The following is a 17504-nucleotide window of genomic DNA, read 5'->3' on the forward strand; positions in this document are numbered from 1 at the left end:
GTGGCACTGTGCCTGCGTCCAGCGACAACGACCTTGCCGTGTGAGACAAGTCACGCGGTGGCACGGCGGTGGAAGATTGCGGAATGACAGACACCGTGCCGCGCTCTCTCCCGCGGCACCGAGGCAGGAGCACACTATGAGCGTGGACAACCCCGTCAAAGGCAGGACCCCCGCAGCCGCCGTCACCAAGAAGCGGCTGGGCGTACCGGCAGTGACCTTTATGATCATCGCGGCCTCCGCGCCGCTGACCGTCCTGGCAGGCGGAGTAACCACCACGTTCGCCGTCACGGGGGTGACCGGCGTCCCGCTGTCCTTCCTGCTCCTCGGCGGAATCCTGGCGTTGTTCGCTGTGGGTTACGCCGCTATGAGTCGCTACGTCACCAACGCCGGCGCGTTCTATGCGTACATAGCGCAAGGCATTTCCAGGCCGGCCGGAGTGGGCGCTTCCCTGGTTGCCCTGATGGCCTACAACCTGATGCAAGTGGGGATCTACGGACTCTTCGGCTTCACAGTTTCATCACTCCTGTCCGTGCGGCTGGGCATCAGCGTTCCTTGGTGGGTACCCGTGCTGGTGTGCATCGCGATCGTGGGCTGGCTGGGCGTGAACAGGGTGGATTTGTCGGCGAAGGTCCTTGGTGTCCTGGTGGCCCTCGAGTTCCTGGTGGTGATCGTGTACGACATCATCAGCCTCGCCGTGGCCCCTGAGGGCATCAGCGCAGCTGCCTTCAGCCCTGAGAGCCTGTTCGTTCCCGGCATCGGCGCGGTACTGTCCTTTGGCATCGCCGCCTTCATGGGTTTTGAATCGGCAGCTATCTACGGCGAGGAATCCAAGGACCCCCAGCGGACCGTCGCCCGTGCCACCTTTGCCGCCGTGGGCATCATCGCCGTCTTCTATGCGGTATCTTCCTGGGCGATGACCGTAGGAACGGGGCCGTCAGCTGTCATTGAGACCGCGGCAACCTCCGGCCCGGACATGATCTTTGCTTTCCTGGGCGCCAACGGTGGTGTGCTGCTCAGCGATATCGCCCAGGTCCTGTTTGTCACAAGCCTCTTTGCCGCGCTCGTCAGTTTCCACAATGCAGTGGCGCGCTACTTTTTCTCCCTGGGCCGCGAACGGGTCCTTCCGGCCGCGCTGGCCAAGGTTCGCACGCAGAGCGGGGCACCGTTCGCCGGTTCCTTGGCGCAAACGGTGATTGCCGTCGTCGTGACCGTTGGGTTTGCCATCGCGGGATCGGGCTCCGAGCTGGGCGAACTGTACCCCGTGCTGACCATGTTCACGTGGTTGACCAACAGCGGCGCCATGGGCCTGGTGCTGCTCATGACCGTGGTCTCCGTTGCCGTGATCGGTTTCTTCCGCCGGCAGCAGCATGGGGCAAGCCTGTGGGTCAGGGTTGTCGCCCCGGGCCTGGGTTTCGTTCTCCTGGCTGTGGTATTTGTGCTGATCGCCACCAACTTCAACGTCCTGCTGGGCCAAACCGAATCGACACCAGCCACGTTTGTCCTGCCCGCGCTGGTCCTGCTGCCCGGCGTCGTGGGCATCATCTGGGGCCTGCGCCTCAGGCGCTCGCAACCGGCACTCTACGCCCGGATCGGCCACGGCGCCGAAGACTGACCCTGATCTGCCAAGAAAGCCCCGGCGCGCATTCCGCGCCGGGGCTTCCTTGTGCCGGGCCTGCCTCCTGGGGGTTAGAGCCCTTGGGCCGGGTCCAGTTCGGGGCTGTGCAGGGTCATGCTGATCAGGCGGCCGTGCGCGCCGAACGTGAAGTGCACGGGGGTGGTTCCTGCCTCATCCCAGCCGAACAGGCTTCCATGGGAGCGGATGGCGTTCGGGTCGCGGTGGTCGGCAATGGTGACCGAGCCGCACGGAATGACCTTTTCCCGCCATGTGAACACGAAAATCCCGGGGCGGACCTCGAAGACCGTGTTGGAATCGGTGTCGGCCAATCCGCGCTCCGGACCTGCCAGGCATTGCCAGGTGTACCAAGTGGGGCTGAGGTAGATGTGCTCGTACGCATGCGATCCGCTGTAGACCCATTCAACGCGGCGGCCGATGAGTCCGGTGCTTTCAGTGATGTCAGGGCCAGTGGCCTGGTATTCGTCAAGGGTGCCCGGACGGAAATCGTGACTGACGGCAACGCTGGAAGGCGTTGCCCTGCCAAGGAGGGCGCCGATGTAGAGTGCCCGGCCGTGGGTAAGGTCCAGGACCAGGGAAACGGCGAGTTCCGGCTTCAGGGCGCTTTGCCATTGGGCGTAGTACAGATCTTCGGCCACGGCAAAGGCCTCATAAGTGGATGTTCCGGCATGTCCCGCCGCAGACCATTGCACGGCTTCGTCGTCGAAGCTGAACGTCATGGATCCGCCGTCGCTGTGGACGGAGAACCGTTGCCCGGCAAGGTCCTGCACGGTGGGGGCTTTGTTGGCGTCGAAGCCAGGTGCCAGGCCATCCAAAGGCAGCCAGTTGGAGGTGTCAAGAAGATTCAGGCTCATGGTTCCTTCTCAGTCTCGGGAGAAGGACGGGACAGCGTGTCCGGTCCTTCTTCGAGTATTCGGTCCGGCCCCGGCTGCCGTCTTGTGCTGCCCGGCACGCTGCTTGGCGTGGAAGGAATGGTTCAGGCGAGTTGGCTTTCGATGCGCGCTGCGCTCGCCGCCAGTGCCTGGCCCACGGCGTCCGGATCCTGGTCCAGACGGATGTAGACGACGGCGATCGCGGCCGGCCGTCCGCCGGGAACCCGGATGGGAGCGGCAATGGAGGACAGTCCGGCGATGACTTCGTCGTGGCTGGTGGCATAGCCCAGGCGGTGCGCCTCCCGGGCCTCTTCCCGGTAGGGGATGCCGGCTCCCACCTGCTGCCACCGTTCCTCGGTCATGGTGGATTGGATGGCGATCCCTGGGGCGCCTGTGCCAACGGGGTGCCGGCTGCCCGGATGCTGGGCGAGTGCCGCACCGGAGTGGCGGGGCTCCACCGTTACGAGGGTGACGCATTCCTGGTGGTCCCAGACCGCGACGAACGCGGTCATGTGCAGTTCGTTGGCCACTTGGGTCAGTTCGGGCAGCGCTGCCGCTTGCAGGTTCCGTGACACGCCCCGGGCCAACACGGCCAATCCCGGCCCGGGCTGGACCCGTCCGGAGTCGTCGCGGACCAGCAGTGAATGGTCTTCGAGGGTCCGCAGGATGCGGTAGGCCACCGAGCGGTGCACTCCCAGGGCCTCGGTCAGTTCCGCGATGCTGAGGGGACGCTCTGCTGCTGCCAGTATTTCCAGCGCACGAATCCCCCGGGAGAGGGTTTGCGACGGCGGCGCCTGGGTGGACGCGTCGGTGGTGCCCTGGGTGCCGCTGCGGGGATTCATGCGAACCATCCTATGTTGGACCGGCCACGGCGCGTGCCTGTGCCTTGGGTCACAGCATGTAGTATCCTTTCCTAACTGACCGTTCTGTCGGTTTATGTACGTCACTCGCTGACCGCACCCTCACCCCACATGGAGTTCCAATGACCGCAACTTCCACTGTCGACTCACCGTCAGGCCCCAGCAGCAAGCGCGAAGAGCGCCGGGTGCTTGCCGGGACGCTGGTAGGCACCACTATCGAGTGGTACGACTTCTTCATCTTCGCCCAGCTCACGGCCACCTTGCTGGCTCCGTTGTTTCTTTCTCCTTTGGAAAAGTCCAACCCGGGTGTAGCCCAGCTCCTGTCTTTCGCCACCATTGGCATCAGCTTCCTCTTCCGTCCGCTGGGGGCGTTCGTTGCCGGGCACTTGGGCGACAGAATGGGACGCAAGGCAGTGCTCGTCATGACGCTGGTCATGATGGGTGCAGCAACCGCCCTGATCGGCGTCCTCCCGACCTACGACACCATCGGGCTCTGGGCACCGGTATTGCTGATCTTCCTGCGTGTCCTCCAGGGTTTCTCGGCTGGTGGCGAGTGGGGTGGAGCGGCCCTGATGGCCGTGGAGCACGCGCCTATCCAGAAGCGCGGCCTCTTCGGTGCCTACCCCCAGATTGGCGTGCCCATCGGCATGATCCTTGCTACCGGGCTGCTGTTCTTCCTGCAGTCGGGGATGTCCAAGGAGGATTTTGCGGCCTGGGGCTGGCGCGTGCCGTTCCTGTTGTCGGTGGTCCTGATCGTGGTGGGGTACCTGATCCGCCGCGCCGTTGGCGAGAGCCCTGTGTTCAAGGAGCTTGCCCAGCGCAAGGCAGAAAGCAAAGCACCTCTTGGTGAACTCTTCCGCAGGAACAAGAAGGAAGTCGTCCTCGCCGCGCTGATCTTCATTGCCAACAACGCCGCCGGCTACCTGCTCATTGCCTTCTTCATCTCCTACGCCACCAAGACCTTGAAGATGCCCGCGCCCCAGGTCCTCCTGGCGACAACCATTGCTTCCTTCGGCTGGCTCATCTTCACCATGGTGGGGGGTTGGCTTTCGGACCGGATTGGACGCGTGAAGACCTTCCTGATTGGTTACGGGCTTGTCTTCGCCTGGATGATCCCCATGTTCGTGCTCATCGATTCAAAGGACATCCTGCTGTACGGGACGGCGCTGGTTGTCCTGACCATCGGACTCGGACTCTCCTACGGTCCGATGTCTGCGATGTACGCCGAGATGTTCCCGGCACAGGTCCGTTACTCAGGCATCTCCATCGGTTACGCCCTCGGTGCCATCCTTGGTGGTGCTTTCGCGCCGTTGATTGCCCAAGCACTCCTGGATTCCACGAAATGGTCGGGTTCAGTGGGGCTGTACATCATGGGTCTTTGCATCATCTCCTCGGTGGGCGTCATCCTCGCCAAGGAGACGAAGGGACGGCCGCTGGGTTACAGCGTCCACCACTAGGCTCTTCCGCTATCAGGCGGATCAAAAGGGTGCGGTCCTCTGGGCCGCACCCTTTTGTCGCCTCAGGTCTTGCAGCGTCACGACGGCGGTTACCGCCGACCGTTGGAACCGGCACCTTCCAGTTGGCTCACGACGTCGGCGTCGGACAACTGCTCGAACCGTTCGTAGAAGGCGCCGACTGCGTGGAACTTACCGGGTGTGTGCAGGGCAAACACGTAGTCGCATACCCGGCCCAGGGACGTTGACGCCTCGAGTGATGCCACCGGAACGGCCGCTATCACGGTGCTGGCCCCGCTGGCGCGGACGGCTTCCACGGCAGCGCGCATGGTGGCTCCGGTGGCGAGTCCGTCGTCCGCCAGGACCACGGTCTTGTCCCGGAGATCATGGCTTGTTCCCGGGTACTGCTTGGCGCGTCGAAGGAGCTCAGAGCGCTCGTGGGCTTCCACGGCGTCAAGCGCGGACTGGGAAATGCCGCGGGAGAGAATGAGTTCCTTGAGCGGCTTGTTGACGATTCGCAGGACGTCCCCGTTGGACCATGCCAAGGCTCCGAAGGCGGTCTCGTCCCGGCCCGGAATGCCGAGCTTACGGACCAGTACGGCTCCGAAGGGCAGGTAAAGTTCGGAGGCCGCGGCGGCAGCGACGGGAATCCCCCCGCGGGCGAGGCCCAGGACTATGGTGTCAGGGCGTTCCCTGAGCTGGGGGAGCCCTTCGGCCAGGCGGCGACCGGCTTCCGCACGGTCCTTGAAACGCATGCCCATCTGCTCCACTTCCACGAAATTCGTTGCATTCCCAAGCCTACCGTCCATGCCTTGCCGGGCGAGGCCTCCACTGAAAGCATGGCAGTGTGAACAAGCCCATCGGATACTGGATCAAGAGGCTCGACGCCTCGTTGGACGTCCAGTTGGACAGGACGTTGGCGCGGATCAAACTCAGCAAACGTCAGTGGCATACCTTGGGAACCCTTTCGGGGGGTGCCATGCTTCCTGACGAACTCGAGGAAAGCCTGCGACCGTTGTGGGGCAACGATATCCGTTTGCGTGAGCGGGAGCTCGCTGCCTTGGTGGGCCGGGGCTTGATCACCATGGTCGATGACCGGCTGACGCTCAGTGAGCGGGGCCGGGAAACGTATCACGAGGCCCAACGGCTCGTCGAAGATGCCCGCCAGGACTTGTCCCTGGGCATCGGCATCGACGAGTACGCCATGGCGCTCAGCGTCTTGGAGCGCATGAGCCTCAACGCAGAGCGGCTGGCCCGCTGACCTCAGCCAGCAGCACCAGCCGCCTGCAAGGGGGCGTGGGCCCTACACTCCCAGGAACTCGAGGGCAGCTTCCTTGAAAGCCCGGCTGGTTACCACATTGGTGTGCGTCCGCCCCGGAATCACCAGGGTCTCAACCATGCCACCGTGCTTGCCCGCAATGGAGGCCAGTTCCGGCATCGTCGCAGCACGTTCGTCTTTCTCGCCGGCAACCAGCAGGAGAGGCATATGCGGGGCCGCCTCGGCCGGATCGAAAGGTTCCCCCTTGATGGCCTCGATGAGTGAGAGCAAGGCGAACAGGTTGTTGCTCGGCAGCATTTGCGCCATCTTCAGCAGTCCGGCCGTCGATTCGTCCGCGATGGGCGTGCCGTCGGCCAGGTGCCGTTGCGCGGCTGCGAGGTCGAAAGCGGCCAAAGGATCAGCCGAACTGGGCCCACCCAGGACGATCCGATGGACCAGGTCCGGCTGGGTCGCGCCGAACTCCCACGCCAGGCGGGACCCCAGCGAATAGCCGATGATGTCCAGCCCGGTGGACGGGTCGCCGTCGCGCAGCGGCCGGGCGCCGACGTCGGTGACTATCTGAAGGAGGTCCGCCCGGATGCGGCTGGGCGTGTACGAGTCCAGGTCTTCGGGGGAGTGGCTTCGGCCGTGGCCTGGAAGGTCAACGGTGATCGCCCTGCGGCCGGCATCCTGGAGGGCTGCAAGCCATCCGCTGTCTACCCAGTTCAGCTTGCTGGAGGAGGAGAAACCGTGAATCAGCAGCACCGGGCGTAGTCCGGCGTCGGCACTTGGCTCATGGACTTCCACGAACAGTCCCGGGTCTGTGCCCTCCACGGTGTGCCTGCTGTGTTCCACGGTGTGCCTGCCGGTCATGGTGTCAGTCCTCATCGAGTACGGCGCTCAGGCGGACCCGGCGCTTGGGTGCTTCGTCCTTCGGAACAGTGCCCACGATTCCGGCGGTGTCATCCGGAACCTCGAACACGATCAGCGGTTCGCCAACGTTGATGGTCTCACCGGGCGCCCCGTGAATACGCACCACTTTACCTGCCTGCGGGCTGGGCAATTCGAGGGCTGACTTGCTGGTTTCGAGCTCGACGATCGCCTGGTTGCGTTCGACCTGCTGGCCGGGTTCGACCAGCCATTCGAGCACGGTTGCTTCGATGAGGCCTTCACCAAGATCGGGAAGCGGGAAGGAAATTTCAGCCACGGCGGTACTCCAGTACTCGTTGGATCCCAAAGAGGATGCGATCGATGTTGGGGATGTATTCGTCCTCCAGGTCCCCGGAGGGGTAGGGGACATCGAAGCCGGTCACACGCTCCACCGGTGCCTTGAGTGTCGCGAAACAGCTCTGGGTAATCAGTTGCGCAACTTCGGCCCCAAGGCCGGAAGTGAGCGGCGCTTCATGGACGACGACGGCGCGCCGCGTCTTGCCCACGGATGTTGCCAGTGCTTCGGCATCGATGGGCTTGAGCCAGCGCAGGTCCAGGACTTCGACGTCGATGCCGTCCTCGGCCGCCAGTTCAGCCACCTGAAGGCAGCGGGAGACCATGGCTCCCCAGGCCACCAGCGTAAGGTGCCGGCCTTCCCTGGCCACCCGGGCGCCGGTGAGGCTTCCGGCGTCGTCCGTTCCGCCGTCGCGCGGTGCTGTGTTTGGGTCCGCGGACGCGACGTCCACCGGTCCCTTCTGCCAGTACCGGGACTTTGGTTCCATGAAGATGACCGGATCCGGACGGGTGGCAGCGTACTTGAGGAGATGGTAGGCGTCGTGTGGGTTCGACGGCGAAACCACCTTCAGGCCGGGCACATGGGCGAACAGGGCTTCAAGGCTTTCGCCATGGTGCTCGGGGGCGCGGATGCCACCGAAACTGGGGACGCGCAGCGTGATCGGCATGGGCAGCGTGCCGCGGCTTCGGTAGTTCATCCGGGCGATCTGGCAGACGATCTGGTTGATCGCCGGGTATGCGAAACCGTCAAACTGGACCTCCGGGATGGGGTGGAAGCCGGCCATGGCCAAGCCAACGGACATGCCCAGGATGCCCGACTCGGCAAGGGGGGTGTCGAAAACGCGTGCCTCGCCGTGTTTGGCTTGGAGGCCGTCGGTGATGCGGAACACTCCGCCGAGTTGGCCGCAGTCCTCTCCAAAGATCACCGTCTTGGGGTTCTCGTTGAGGATTTCGTCGAGGGCCCGGTTCAGGGCCTGCTGCATGGAAAGCTGTTGAATGCCGACGGCGGTGGTTGCCGTGGCCTCAGCGGTGGTGGTCTCAGGCATGTTCGGACTCCTCGCGCCACGCGGTGGCCTGGGATTGAAGGGCGGGCGTTGGCTCTTGGAAGACCAGGCTGAACATCTCAGCGCCTGGGCGCGGGCCGAGGTCTGCGATCCCCGCCCGGATGGTTTCCTCTTCCTCGGCTGCCTTGCGCTGAGCCTCGGCGAAGAAGGCCTCGTCGGCCACCCCGTCTGCGAGCAAGCGCTGCTTGAAGCGTTCCAGCGGGTCCTCGCCCGCGCCGAGCCGTTCTTCATCGAGCGTGCGGTACCTGCCGGGATCGTCTGCGGTGGAGTGCGGGCCGCGGCGGTAGGTCATGGCTTCGATCACCACGGGGCCGTTGCCGGCGCGGCAATGTGCGAGGGCCGAACGGGTGGCTTCGAAGACTGCCACTACGTCGTTGCCGTCCACTTGAAGTGACGGGATGCCGTATCCGGCGGCGCGGGCGGCGACGGAACCGCCGGCAACCTGCCGTTCGGTCGGGACGGAGATGGCCCAGCCGTTGTTCTGGATGAAGAACACCACCGGGGCCTTCATGACGGCTGCGAAGTTCATGGCTTCATGGACGTCACCCTGTGATGAGGCGCCGTCGCCGAAGTATGTCACGGCAACCCCCGTCTCTTGTGCTCCTGCAAGGGTTTGGCCATGCGCCCACCCGACGGCGTGCAGGACGGAACCCGCAACCACTGCCTGGATGGGCGCGAACCTGGATTCCAGCGGGTTGTACATGCCGCCGTGCCAGGTGGCCTTGTGTGTGGACATGTAGCCCACCATGTCCACGCCCATGGCGCGGGCAACGCCCATTTCGCGGTAGGTGGGGAAAACGAAGTCACGGACGCGGTCCACTGCGTATCCGCTGCCCACCTGGGCGGCCTCCTGGCCAAGCTCGGGGGCGTAGCCGGGAATGATGCCCTGACGCTGCCAGGCGACTGCGGCAGTGTCGAGGTGGCGGACGGCAACCATCAGGGTGTACAGCTCACGGAGCTGATGGTGGGTGAGCGGGGCCGCATCATCATCGAGTGCGGCCAGCACAGGTTTGAGAGTCATGGCTGTGACCTTAGTCACCGCCCTCGACTGTGCGCAATCAGCTCACTTTAAACGGAGCACTTTGTACAATTTGGGCACACGAAGAAGCCCTGCACAGTACAAACTGTGCAGGGCTTCTGGATGCTTGCTAGCAGGAGGCTTTTTAGGCGCCCGCTGCGTCCTTGGCGGCTTTTGCCCTCGCGTTGAGGAAGCAGCCGGCAGCAATGGCCAGGATCAGCAGGAAGGTGCCCACCAGCTGGCCGGCGCTTTCGGGATTGGCAAAGCCCACCACAAGGATGATGCCCAGCAGGACCAGGCCAACGATGGTGAGGTAGGGGAAGCCTTTCATCCGAAGCGGCAATTCGGTCCCCTCCCGGTCCGCCCTGCGGCGCAGGATGAACTGGGACACCAGTGCGGTGCCCCAGACCACCAGGCAGGTGGAGCCGACCAGGTTCAGGAGCGCCGGCAGGATCTTGTCCGGGAACAGTAGTTCCAGGATGGTTGCGATGAAGCCGAAGGCAACTGAAACGCCGACGGCGGCTACCGGAACCTTCGAAGCGCTCAGGCGGGACAGGAGCCGAGGAGCTTCCCCGCGCTCGGAGAGGGAGAAGATCATCCGCGAGGCACCGTAGAGGTTGGCGTTCAGTGCCGAGAGCAACGCGACAACAGCTACCAGGGTGATTGCTGCGCCGGCGCCGGGAATCCCTGCGAGGTCCAGGACTCCGGCGAACGGGGACTTCAGTCCTTCTGAACCCACGGGGAGGACGGCTGCGATGACGAAGACCGATCCGATGTAGAAGACAAGGATGCGCCATACGACAGTGCGGATCGCCTTGCCGACGCTGTGGGCAGGGTTTTCGGTTTCCGCGGCGGCAACGCTGACAATCTCGGTTCCACCGAAGGCGAAGATCACTACGAACAGTGCGGCGGCAATGCCACCAATACCGTGGGGAGCGAAATCCCCGAACGCGGAGAGGCCCGGTGAGGGGACGTTCGGCAGCCAGCCAAACAGCAGCGCTGCGCCGATGAGCAGGAAGATGACAATCGCGGCGACTTTGAGGATGGCGAACCAGAATTCGAACTCGCCGAAGTTGCGGACGCCTACGAGGTTGATCCCGGTGAAGGCCACCATGAAGACCAGGGCCAGTATCCATACCGGGATGACTGGCCAGACGGAGAACAGCAACCCTGCCGCCCCGAGGGCTTCCGCGGCGATGACCACCACGAGCTGGAGCCACCAGAGCCAGCCGATGGTGCCGCCGGCCGTTTTGCCGAGGGCCTTTTCGGCGTAGACCGAGAATGCCCCGCTGTTGGGGTTCGCGGCTGCCATCTCACCCAGCGCCCACATGACGAGGATGATGAGCGTTCCGGCGACGAGGTAGGAAATGAGAACAGCCGGCCCGGCGGCCTGAACTCCCGCTCCTGACCCAAGGAAGAGGCCGGCGCCGATGGCGCTGCCCAGTCCCATCATGGTCAGCTGGCGCGGTTTGAGTGAGTGGCCGAGGCCGGCCGTTGATGCAGGAGCCGCGATGGACTTCGTTGTCATACGTGTCTACCTTCTATGGATTTCATGCTGGTTTGGCGTGCCGGCTTCATAGGCTTGGCACGCGGGCGTCGACGACGCAGCAAGAGCCGTGGAATAATTCTCGCAGTTTGTAAGATACATCACTTTTTGCCGTGGCGATGTGATGGGTATGAAACCCAGGGGACAGGAACTTTGATGCTGGTCGATGCGCTAGATGCAAAAATTGTACGTTTCTTCACCGATTCGCCGCGATCTTCGGTGCTGGAAGCGTCGCGGGTGCTGAAGGTCGCGAGGGCTACAGTGCAGTCCCGGATCGACCGAATGATCGAAAGCGGGGTCATAGGTTCCTGGGTGCCGCAGCCGGATCCGGCAAACTTCGGGTTCCCCGTAGTGGCTTTCTGTTCGGTGACCATCACGCAGGAAATCGGCCACGACGCGATCATCGAAAGCCTGGGCGCGATTCCGGAGATCATCGAGGTCCACACGGTCACGGGGAACTCAGACCTTATGGTCCGCATAGCCGCGAGGTCCAATCCCGACATGCAGAGGGTGCTCGATGCCATGATCGCCACGAAGTCGGTGGTCCGCTGTTCCTCGGTCATTGTGCTGAACAGCCACATTCAGGGACGGACCCTTCCCCTGATGGAGGCGGCGGCCAATTCAGTGTGACGCAAAGCATTTTGCGGGACGGCGGATTGAGTCGTACCATTAGTTCTAGTCAATATGACTTTAACTAGGATCCGATCAGGATCGCGCGGCGACGAAGCGAGGTGAACGCCGTGAACACCAGCTCAGCCAATGTCGCCGAACGGCGGCTCGCGCCGCCGTCGTTGGCTATCTCAACGGTGATTTTCGCCCTCCGTCCCAGCGAGACATCCGGCCGCCCCACACTGTGGTTGCCGCTCGTCCGCCGGATCCGTGAACCGTACAGGGACATGTGGGCGTTGCCCGGCGGCCCTCTGGCGCATGATGAGTCCCTGCAGGATGCAGCCTCCCGGAACCTGCGGGACACCACGGGCCTAACCCCGCATTACCTTGAGCAGCTCTATGCCTTTGGCGGCCTCCATCGATCACCGACCCAGCGCGTCGTGTCCATTGTGTACTGGGCCTTGGTGCAACCCACCGAGGCCGCACTGGCGGACGAGTCGGAGAATGTCCGGTGGTTCCGCGCGGACAAACTCGGCGAGTTGGCGTTCGACCACAACACCATCGTCGACTACGCCCTGTGGCGGCTGCGCAACAAGATGGCTTACGGGTCCATTGCCTACCACCTGCTGGGGGAGTTCTTCACCCTCGCCCAGGTCCGGGAAGTCTACGAAGCAGTGCTGGACCGCCAGCTCGATCCCGCAAACTTCCGCCGACACATCAAAGCCACACCGGAAATCGAAGAAACCGGTGAATACCTGCAAGGCGGAAAACACCGTCCGCCACGCCTCTACCGCTTCACCGGCACGCCCGGCCTCGGGCCAGATAACAGGAGTACACCATGAGCAGCGTCAACACTGCCGTCCAGCTGATCACTCGCGAAGAAGCCGAGAAGGGCCTCTCCCGCGCAGGGTCCACGTGCAGCCCGGCATTGGCCAGGGGCCCATGGGAATACGACCTTGCCGAGGCACTCGCAGGCGAGCCGGCCTACGGCCCGGGTGCCTCCAGCAATGATGTCGCGCCCAAGGCCACGCCACGCCAGGGCCAGCTGCCGGAAGAGTACAAGAAAGCCTCCGACGCCGAACTTGACGCCCGCATCCGGGCCGCCAAGGCCACGCTCGGGGACCGGGCGGTCATCCTTGGCCACTTCTACCAGCGCGACGAAGTCATCCAGTACGCGGACTTTGTGGGCGACTCCTTCCAACTGGCCAACGCCGCGCTGACCAAGCCCGATGCCGAAGCCATCATCTTCTGCGGCGTCCATTTCATGGCCGAGACTGCGGACATCCTCTCCACACCCGAGCAGGCCGTCATCCTGCCCAACCTCGCCGCCGGCTGCTCCATGGCAGACATGGCAGATGAGGACTCCGTGGAGGAATGCTGGGAGCAGCTGGAGGAAATCTTCGGCACAGAACCGGATGCTGACGGCCGGGTACCGGTCATTCCCGTCACCTACATGAATTCCTCTGCCGCGCTCAAGGCCTTCTGTGGCCGGAACGGAGGTATTGTCTGCACGTCCTCCAACGCCAAAGTGGTCCTGGAATGGGCTTTCGAACGCGGACAGCGCGTCCTCTTCTTCCCCGATCAGCACCTCGGGCGCAACACGGCCAAAGCCCTTGGCGTCCCGCTGGAGCAGATGCCCATGTGGAACCCGCGCAAGGAACTCGGCGGCAACGATGAGCAGGCACTGCTCGATTCCCGGGTGATCCTCTGGCACGGTTTCTGCTCGGTGCACAAGCGGTTCAACGTAGGCCAGATCGAAAAAGCCCGCCAGGACTTCCCGGGCGTCAACGTGATCGTGCACCCCGAATGCCCCATGGAGGTAGTGGACGCAGCTGACTCCGCCGGGTCCACCGACTTCATCAAGAAGGCCATAGCCGCCGCCACCGAACCCACCACTTTCGCCATCGGCACAGAAATCAACATGGTCAACAGGCTTGCCGCGGAAAACCCGCAGCACACCATCTTCTGCCTCGACCCCGTCATTTGCCCGTGTTCCACCATGTACCGCATCCACCCCGGCTACCTCGCCTGGGTGCTGGAGGAACTCGTCGAAGGACGCATCGTCAACCGCATCACTGTGGACGACGCCGTACAGGACAACGCAAAAGTTGCCCTGGAACGCATGCTGGCCGCCAAGCCTGCCTAGCACCAGGCATTACCCCTAGCTGAAGAGAGCCTCGCATGACCACAGAGAGCGTTGCTGGAGGGCCCCGGCCCAAGCGGCTGATCGTCGTCGGAAGCGGTATCGCGGGACTGTACTCCGCGTTGCTGGCCGCGGAAGCGGGCGCTGAGGTGGTGTTGCTGACCAAGGGGGCCCTTGCGGACAGCAACACCTATTACGCCCAAGGTGGCATCTCAGCGGTCCTGGGCGAACCGGCGCCAGGGGATACGGTGGCAGCCCACATCGCCGACACCCTCAAAGCGGGTGCCGGGCACTGCAATCAAGAAGCCGTGCGGGTGCTCTGCACCGAGGCAAGGCTGGATATAGCCGGGCTGGAACGGTTCGGGGTCCGCTTCGACGTTGACGACGACGGCGACCACGCCCTGGGCCTGGAAGCCGCCCACTCAGCGCCACGCATCCTTCACGCAGGCGGCGACGCCACCGGAGCCGGGGTTGCCGCCGCACTGATCCGGACTGTCCTGAACTTCCAGGCCGCCGGCAGGATCCAGGTGATCAGCCACGCGTTTGTCACGTCCCTGACTCAGGGCGTCGGCTTCGCTGGCGAGGTTCGCATCTCGGGTGCCGATTATATCCAGGACGGACGCCACCACAGCATCCAGGGCGACGCCGTACTGCTCGCCACAGGAGGCGCTGGGCAGCTGTTCGCGCAGACCACCAATCCTTCCGTGGCCACGGCTGACGGACTGGCGCTGGCGTGGCGCGCCGGCGCTGCTGTGTCCGATCTGGAGTTCTTCCAATTCCACCCCACGTGCATGGTCCGTGCCGGCATCGGCCGGGACTCATCGGGCAGCCAGAGCAGCACCGCCCCTTTGCTGATCTCCGAAGCAGTCCGCGGTGAAGGGGCCACCCTGGTGGACGCCACTGGCCACCGCTTCATGCCCGACTACCATCCCGATGCCGAACTCGCCCCCAGGGACGTGGTCTCACGCAGCATCGCCCTGCACCTGGCAAAACTCAACGACCCCAACGGCCACGTCTTCCTGGACGCCACCGTGGTCGAAGAGGCACGAGGGCAGGGATTTCTGGAAAAGCGATTCCCGACCCTCAGCAAACACACCCGCCAAGCCGGCGTCGACTGGACCCGGGAGCCCGTTCCCGTAGCACCGGCCGCGCACTACTGGATGGGTGGGGTGGTGACCGACCTGCACGGCCGGAGCTCTGTTCCCGGTTTGCTCGCTGCCGGTGAAGTCGCTTGTACCGGTGTGCAGGGTGCCAACCGCTTGGCCAGTAATTCGTTGCTTGAGGGACTGGTGTTCGGGCGCCGGGCTGTGAGTGCGTTCATTGGGTCGGCTGACGCGGTCCCTCTGCGTGCTAACTCGGCCGCTGGCGGCCTCGCTTTTACGCACGCTGCCGGGACCCCGTCAGCCGACGACGGCACGTCACCCGGACAAGCTTCGCGCTCCGCGTTCTCCCGGAGTGCGCTCCAGAAACTCATGACAGCCAAGGCCGGGGTCCTGCGCAACGGGGTCTTGTTGGCTGAGGCTGCCGCGGCCCTTGGTGAGTGGGAGGGCCACGTTCTTCCGTTCACTGTTCCTGACTCCCTTGAGGTGCGGGAGCATGAGGATGCGAACCTGCTGCTCGCCGGGCAGTTGCTGGTGCAGGCTGCCCGGAAGCGGCGTGGGTCCCTGGGGGCGCACTACCGCAGCGACAGCGTGACCGAACCGGCCGCCGTCGAACATTTTGACCAGACTTACACCATGAGCCGGAAAGCGAGCCTCGTCCATGACTAACCTGACCCTCCCCGCAGCCCCAGTCCGGGAGATTCTTGAACGGGCGTTCGCGGAGGACGCGCCGAGCGGCGACATCACCTCCCAGCTGCTGATTCCTGCTGAGGCCAGGGCCACGGCCGTGCTGAACGCGCGCGTTCCTGGCGTGTTCAGCGGTGGCACGGTATTCCGCGACGCAATGAAGCTGGTGGACCCGGACACCGACGTTGAGCTGCTGCTCGCCGACGGTGAAGCGTTCGACGCCGGCACGCACCTTGCGCGGGTCAGCGGCAGCGCCCGCTCGGTGCTGCTGGCTGAACGCGTAGGGCTCAACCTGGTGCAGCGAATGAGCGCGATAGCCACCAAGACGGCCGAGTTCGTCAGGCTGGTTGAAGGCACCCGCGCACGTATTACGGATACGCGGAAAACCACTCCCGGACTTCGGGTGCTCGAACGCTACGCCGTGCGTTGTGGCGGAGGAGCGAACCACCGGTACAGCCTCTCCGATGCTGTCCTGGCCAAGGACAACCACCTAGCTGTCATGACAGGCGGTGACACCACCAAACTCACCGAGCTGTTGGCAGCGGCCAAGGCCCAGCTGGGCCACACCACGCATTTCGAAGTCGAAGTGGACAGGGCCGAACAGATCGAACCTGTACTGGCGGCCGGCGTTGACACCATCATGCTGGATAACTTCTCCGTTGAAGAACTCCGCGCCGGTGTCAAGCAGGTGGACGGCCGTGCCATCGTCGAAGCCAGCGGCAACGTGAACATCAACACCGTCACCGGGATCGCAGCGGCCGGCGTGGATGTCATTTCCGTCGGCGCACTGACCCACAGCGTGAACGCTTTGGACCTGGGCCTCGACATCGAACTCACCACATCGCAGCCCTAGGAACAACGTCATTCCCATGATCTTCCTCGATGCCGCAGCCACCACTCCGATCCGTCGCGAAGCCCTGGATGCCATGTGGCCGTACCTGAGCGGCGAGTTCGGCAACCCCTCCAGCCATCACAGCCTGGGCGAGGCCGCTGCCACTGCGCTCGCAGAGGCCCGCACCGGCGTCGCGAAGGTATTGAACTGCCGCGCCGGCGAGGTGACGTTCACCTCGGGAGGAACAGAAGCGGACAACCTGGCAGTCAAGGGCATTGCCTTGGCCAGGCGGGCGACGGATCCGTCGCTGAGCCGTGTGGTCATCAGCGCGATCGAACACCCGGCTGTTGAAGAATCGGCTCGCTACCTCCAGCGCGTACACGGTTTCGACGTCGATGTCGTCCCGGTCGATAGCCAAGGAATGGTCACTGTGGCGGCGCTGCGGGCAGTGCTGCGTCCGGAGACCGCCCTGGTGAGCATCATGTATGCGAACAACGAGATCGGGACCGTCCAACCGGTCGCCGAACTTGCTGCCGTGGCCAGGGAGTACAACGTGCCGTTCCATACGGACGCCGTGCAGGCTGCAGGGTGGCTCCCCGTGGACGTCGAGGCCCTCGGTGTGGACGCGATGAGTATCTCAGGGCACAAGCTGGGAGCACCCAAGGGATCCGGCGTGCTGTTCATCAGGGGTCGCTTGCGGGTTGAGCCCCTGGTCCACGGCGGAGGCCAGGAACGGGGCAGGCGTTCGGGCACCGAAAACGTGGCCGGGGCCGTTGCCCTGTCCACAGCACTGAGGCTCTCGCACGCCGAGCAGCAGGAACAGGCAGCCAGGGTGTCGGAGCTGCGCGACGGGTTCATCAACCGGGTACTTCAGGCCGTGCCCGACTCCATGCTCACAGGCCACCGAAGCCTGCGGTTGCCCTCGGTTGCGTCGTTCTGCTTCCCGGGAACCAGCGGCGAATCGGTGCTGCTCGAGCTTGAGCGGCTGGGTGTGGTGTGCTCCAGTGGCTCGGCGTGCGCGGCCGGTTCCGATGCGCCGTCGCCCGTTCTGCTGGCCCTCGGCCTTGCCCCCGAAACTGCGCAAACCGCCGTGCGCTTCAGCTTCACGTCAGCTGTTACGGACGCCGAACTGGAGCAGGCCGCCGCAGCCGTGGAAACCGCCGTCGGACGTGTCCGTAAGCTGGCCCCTCAGTAGCCGGCCCGG

General features: G+C 64.2%; 17 protein-coding genes. 9 read left to right on the forward strand and 8 right to left on the reverse strand.

All coding sequences use genetic code 11. The features are described 5' to 3' along the window. The first annotated feature begins 136 nt into the window (after positions 1-136). Positions 137-1612, forward strand: coding sequence for an APC family permease (locus ACNQOP_RS11475; RefSeq protein WP_416404511.1), 1476 nt, complete (start codon positions 137-139; stop codon positions 1610-1612). A gap of 74 nt (positions 1613-1686) precedes the next feature. Here ACNQOP_RS11475 and ACNQOP_RS11480 read toward each other — a convergent pair whose 3' ends face one another. After that, positions 1687-2487 carry a MoaF C-terminal domain-containing protein gene (locus ACNQOP_RS11480; protein ID WP_416404512.1) on the reverse strand — a complete coding sequence of 267 codons (801 nt, stop codon included), beginning with the start codon at positions 2485-2487 and terminating at the stop codon, positions 1687-1689. 122 nt (positions 2488-2609) lie between these two features. Further along, entirely contained in the window at positions 2610-3356 is a 747-nt protein-coding gene (locus ACNQOP_RS11485) for an IclR family transcriptional regulator (protein ID WP_235521569.1), read from the reverse strand. Between the two features lie 131 nt (positions 3357-3487). Here ACNQOP_RS11485 and ACNQOP_RS11490 point away from each other — a divergent pair, with 131 nt between their 5' ends. Beyond that, positions 3488-4822 (forward strand): MFS transporter, encoded by a 1335-nt coding sequence (locus ACNQOP_RS11490; protein WP_416404513.1) that lies wholly within the window; start codon positions 3488-3490, stop codon positions 4820-4822. A gap of 89 nt (positions 4823-4911) precedes the next feature. Here ACNQOP_RS11490 and ACNQOP_RS11495 read toward each other — a convergent pair whose 3' ends face one another. Further along, the gene (locus ACNQOP_RS11495; RefSeq protein WP_416404514.1) at positions 4912-5628 is read right to left on the reverse strand and encodes a phosphoribosyltransferase; all 717 of its coding nucleotides are present in this window, start codon (positions 5626-5628) and stop codon (positions 4912-4914) included. Between the two features lie 38 nt (positions 5629-5666). Here ACNQOP_RS11495 and ACNQOP_RS11500 point away from each other — a divergent pair, with 38 nt between their 5' ends. Next, positions 5667-6080, forward strand: a complete 414-nt coding sequence (locus ACNQOP_RS11500) for a MarR family transcriptional regulator (protein WP_416404515.1) — start codon at positions 5667-5669, stop codon at positions 6078-6080. Positions 6081-6122: 42 nt separating this feature from the next. On the opposite strand, the gene ACNQOP_RS11505 is transcribed toward ACNQOP_RS11500, so the two are convergent. From ACNQOP_RS11505 to ACNQOP_RS11525, 5 genes are all read right to left on the reverse strand, one after another. After that, the gene (locus tag ACNQOP_RS11505) at positions 6123-6950 is read right to left on the reverse strand and encodes an alpha/beta fold hydrolase (protein ID WP_235521566.1); all 828 of its coding nucleotides are present in this window, start codon (positions 6948-6950) and stop codon (positions 6123-6125) included. 4 nt (positions 6951-6954) lie between these two features. After that, positions 6955-7284 carry a biotin/lipoyl-containing protein gene (locus ACNQOP_RS11510; RefSeq protein ID WP_211711587.1) on the reverse strand — a complete coding sequence of 110 codons (330 nt, stop codon included), beginning with the start codon at positions 7282-7284 and terminating at the stop codon, positions 6955-6957. Further along, positions 7277-8347: an alpha-ketoacid dehydrogenase subunit beta gene (locus tag ACNQOP_RS11515; RefSeq protein WP_416404516.1), complete on the reverse strand. Its 1071-nt coding sequence runs from the start codon at positions 8345-8347 to the stop codon at positions 7277-7279. Before ACNQOP_RS11515 ends, ACNQOP_RS11510 begins: the two co-directional genes overlap by 8 nt. Next, positions 8340-9386 (reverse strand): thiamine pyrophosphate-dependent enzyme, encoded by a 1047-nt coding sequence (locus ACNQOP_RS11520; protein WP_416404517.1) that lies wholly within the window; start codon positions 9384-9386, stop codon positions 8340-8342. The genes ACNQOP_RS11515 and ACNQOP_RS11520 overlap by 8 nt, the downstream gene beginning before the upstream one ends. Positions 9387-9528: 142 nt before the next feature. Beyond that, entirely contained in the window at positions 9529-10911 is a 1383-nt protein-coding gene (locus ACNQOP_RS11525; protein ID WP_416404518.1) for an amino acid permease, read from the reverse strand. 174 nt (positions 10912-11085) lie between these two features. Here ACNQOP_RS11525 and ACNQOP_RS11530 point away from each other — a divergent pair, with 174 nt between their 5' ends. The 6 genes from ACNQOP_RS11530 (at position 11086) to ACNQOP_RS11555 (ending at position 17495) form a co-directional block, all read left to right on the forward strand. Continuing rightward, the gene (locus ACNQOP_RS11530; RefSeq protein ID WP_284987068.1) at positions 11086-11559 is read left to right on the forward strand and encodes an Lrp/AsnC family transcriptional regulator; all 474 of its coding nucleotides are present in this window, start codon (positions 11086-11088) and stop codon (positions 11557-11559) included. A gap of 101 nt (positions 11560-11660) precedes the next feature. Next, positions 11661-12380, forward strand: coding sequence for an NUDIX hydrolase (locus ACNQOP_RS11535; protein WP_211711591.1), 720 nt, complete (start codon positions 11661-11663; stop codon positions 12378-12380). Next, positions 12377-13684 (forward strand): quinolinate synthase NadA, encoded by a 1308-nt coding sequence (nadA, locus tag ACNQOP_RS11540; RefSeq protein ID WP_416404519.1) that lies wholly within the window; start codon positions 12377-12379, stop codon positions 13682-13684. Before ACNQOP_RS11535 ends, nadA begins: the two co-directional genes overlap by 4 nt. A gap of 35 nt (positions 13685-13719) precedes the next feature. Then, a complete protein-coding gene (gene nadB, locus ACNQOP_RS11545; protein ID WP_416404520.1) occupies positions 13720-15450 on the forward strand; it encodes an L-aspartate oxidase in 1731 nt (576 codons plus the stop codon). After that, positions 15443-16321 (forward strand): carboxylating nicotinate-nucleotide diphosphorylase, encoded by an 879-nt coding sequence (gene nadC / locus ACNQOP_RS11550; RefSeq protein ID WP_416404521.1) that lies wholly within the window; start codon positions 15443-15445, stop codon positions 16319-16321. Before nadB ends, nadC begins: the two co-directional genes overlap by 8 nt. Before the next feature lie 16 nt (positions 16322-16337). Then, positions 16338-17495, forward strand: a complete 1158-nt coding sequence (locus tag ACNQOP_RS11555; RefSeq protein WP_416404522.1) for a cysteine desulfurase family protein — start codon at positions 16338-16340, stop codon at positions 17493-17495. Positions 17496-17504 lie beyond the last annotated feature (9 nt).

Origin of the sequence: Arthrobacter sp. LFS091, from assembly GCF_047977885.1 — a bacterium.
Lineage (GTDB): Bacteria > Actinomycetota > Actinomycetes > Actinomycetales > Micrococcaceae > Arthrobacter.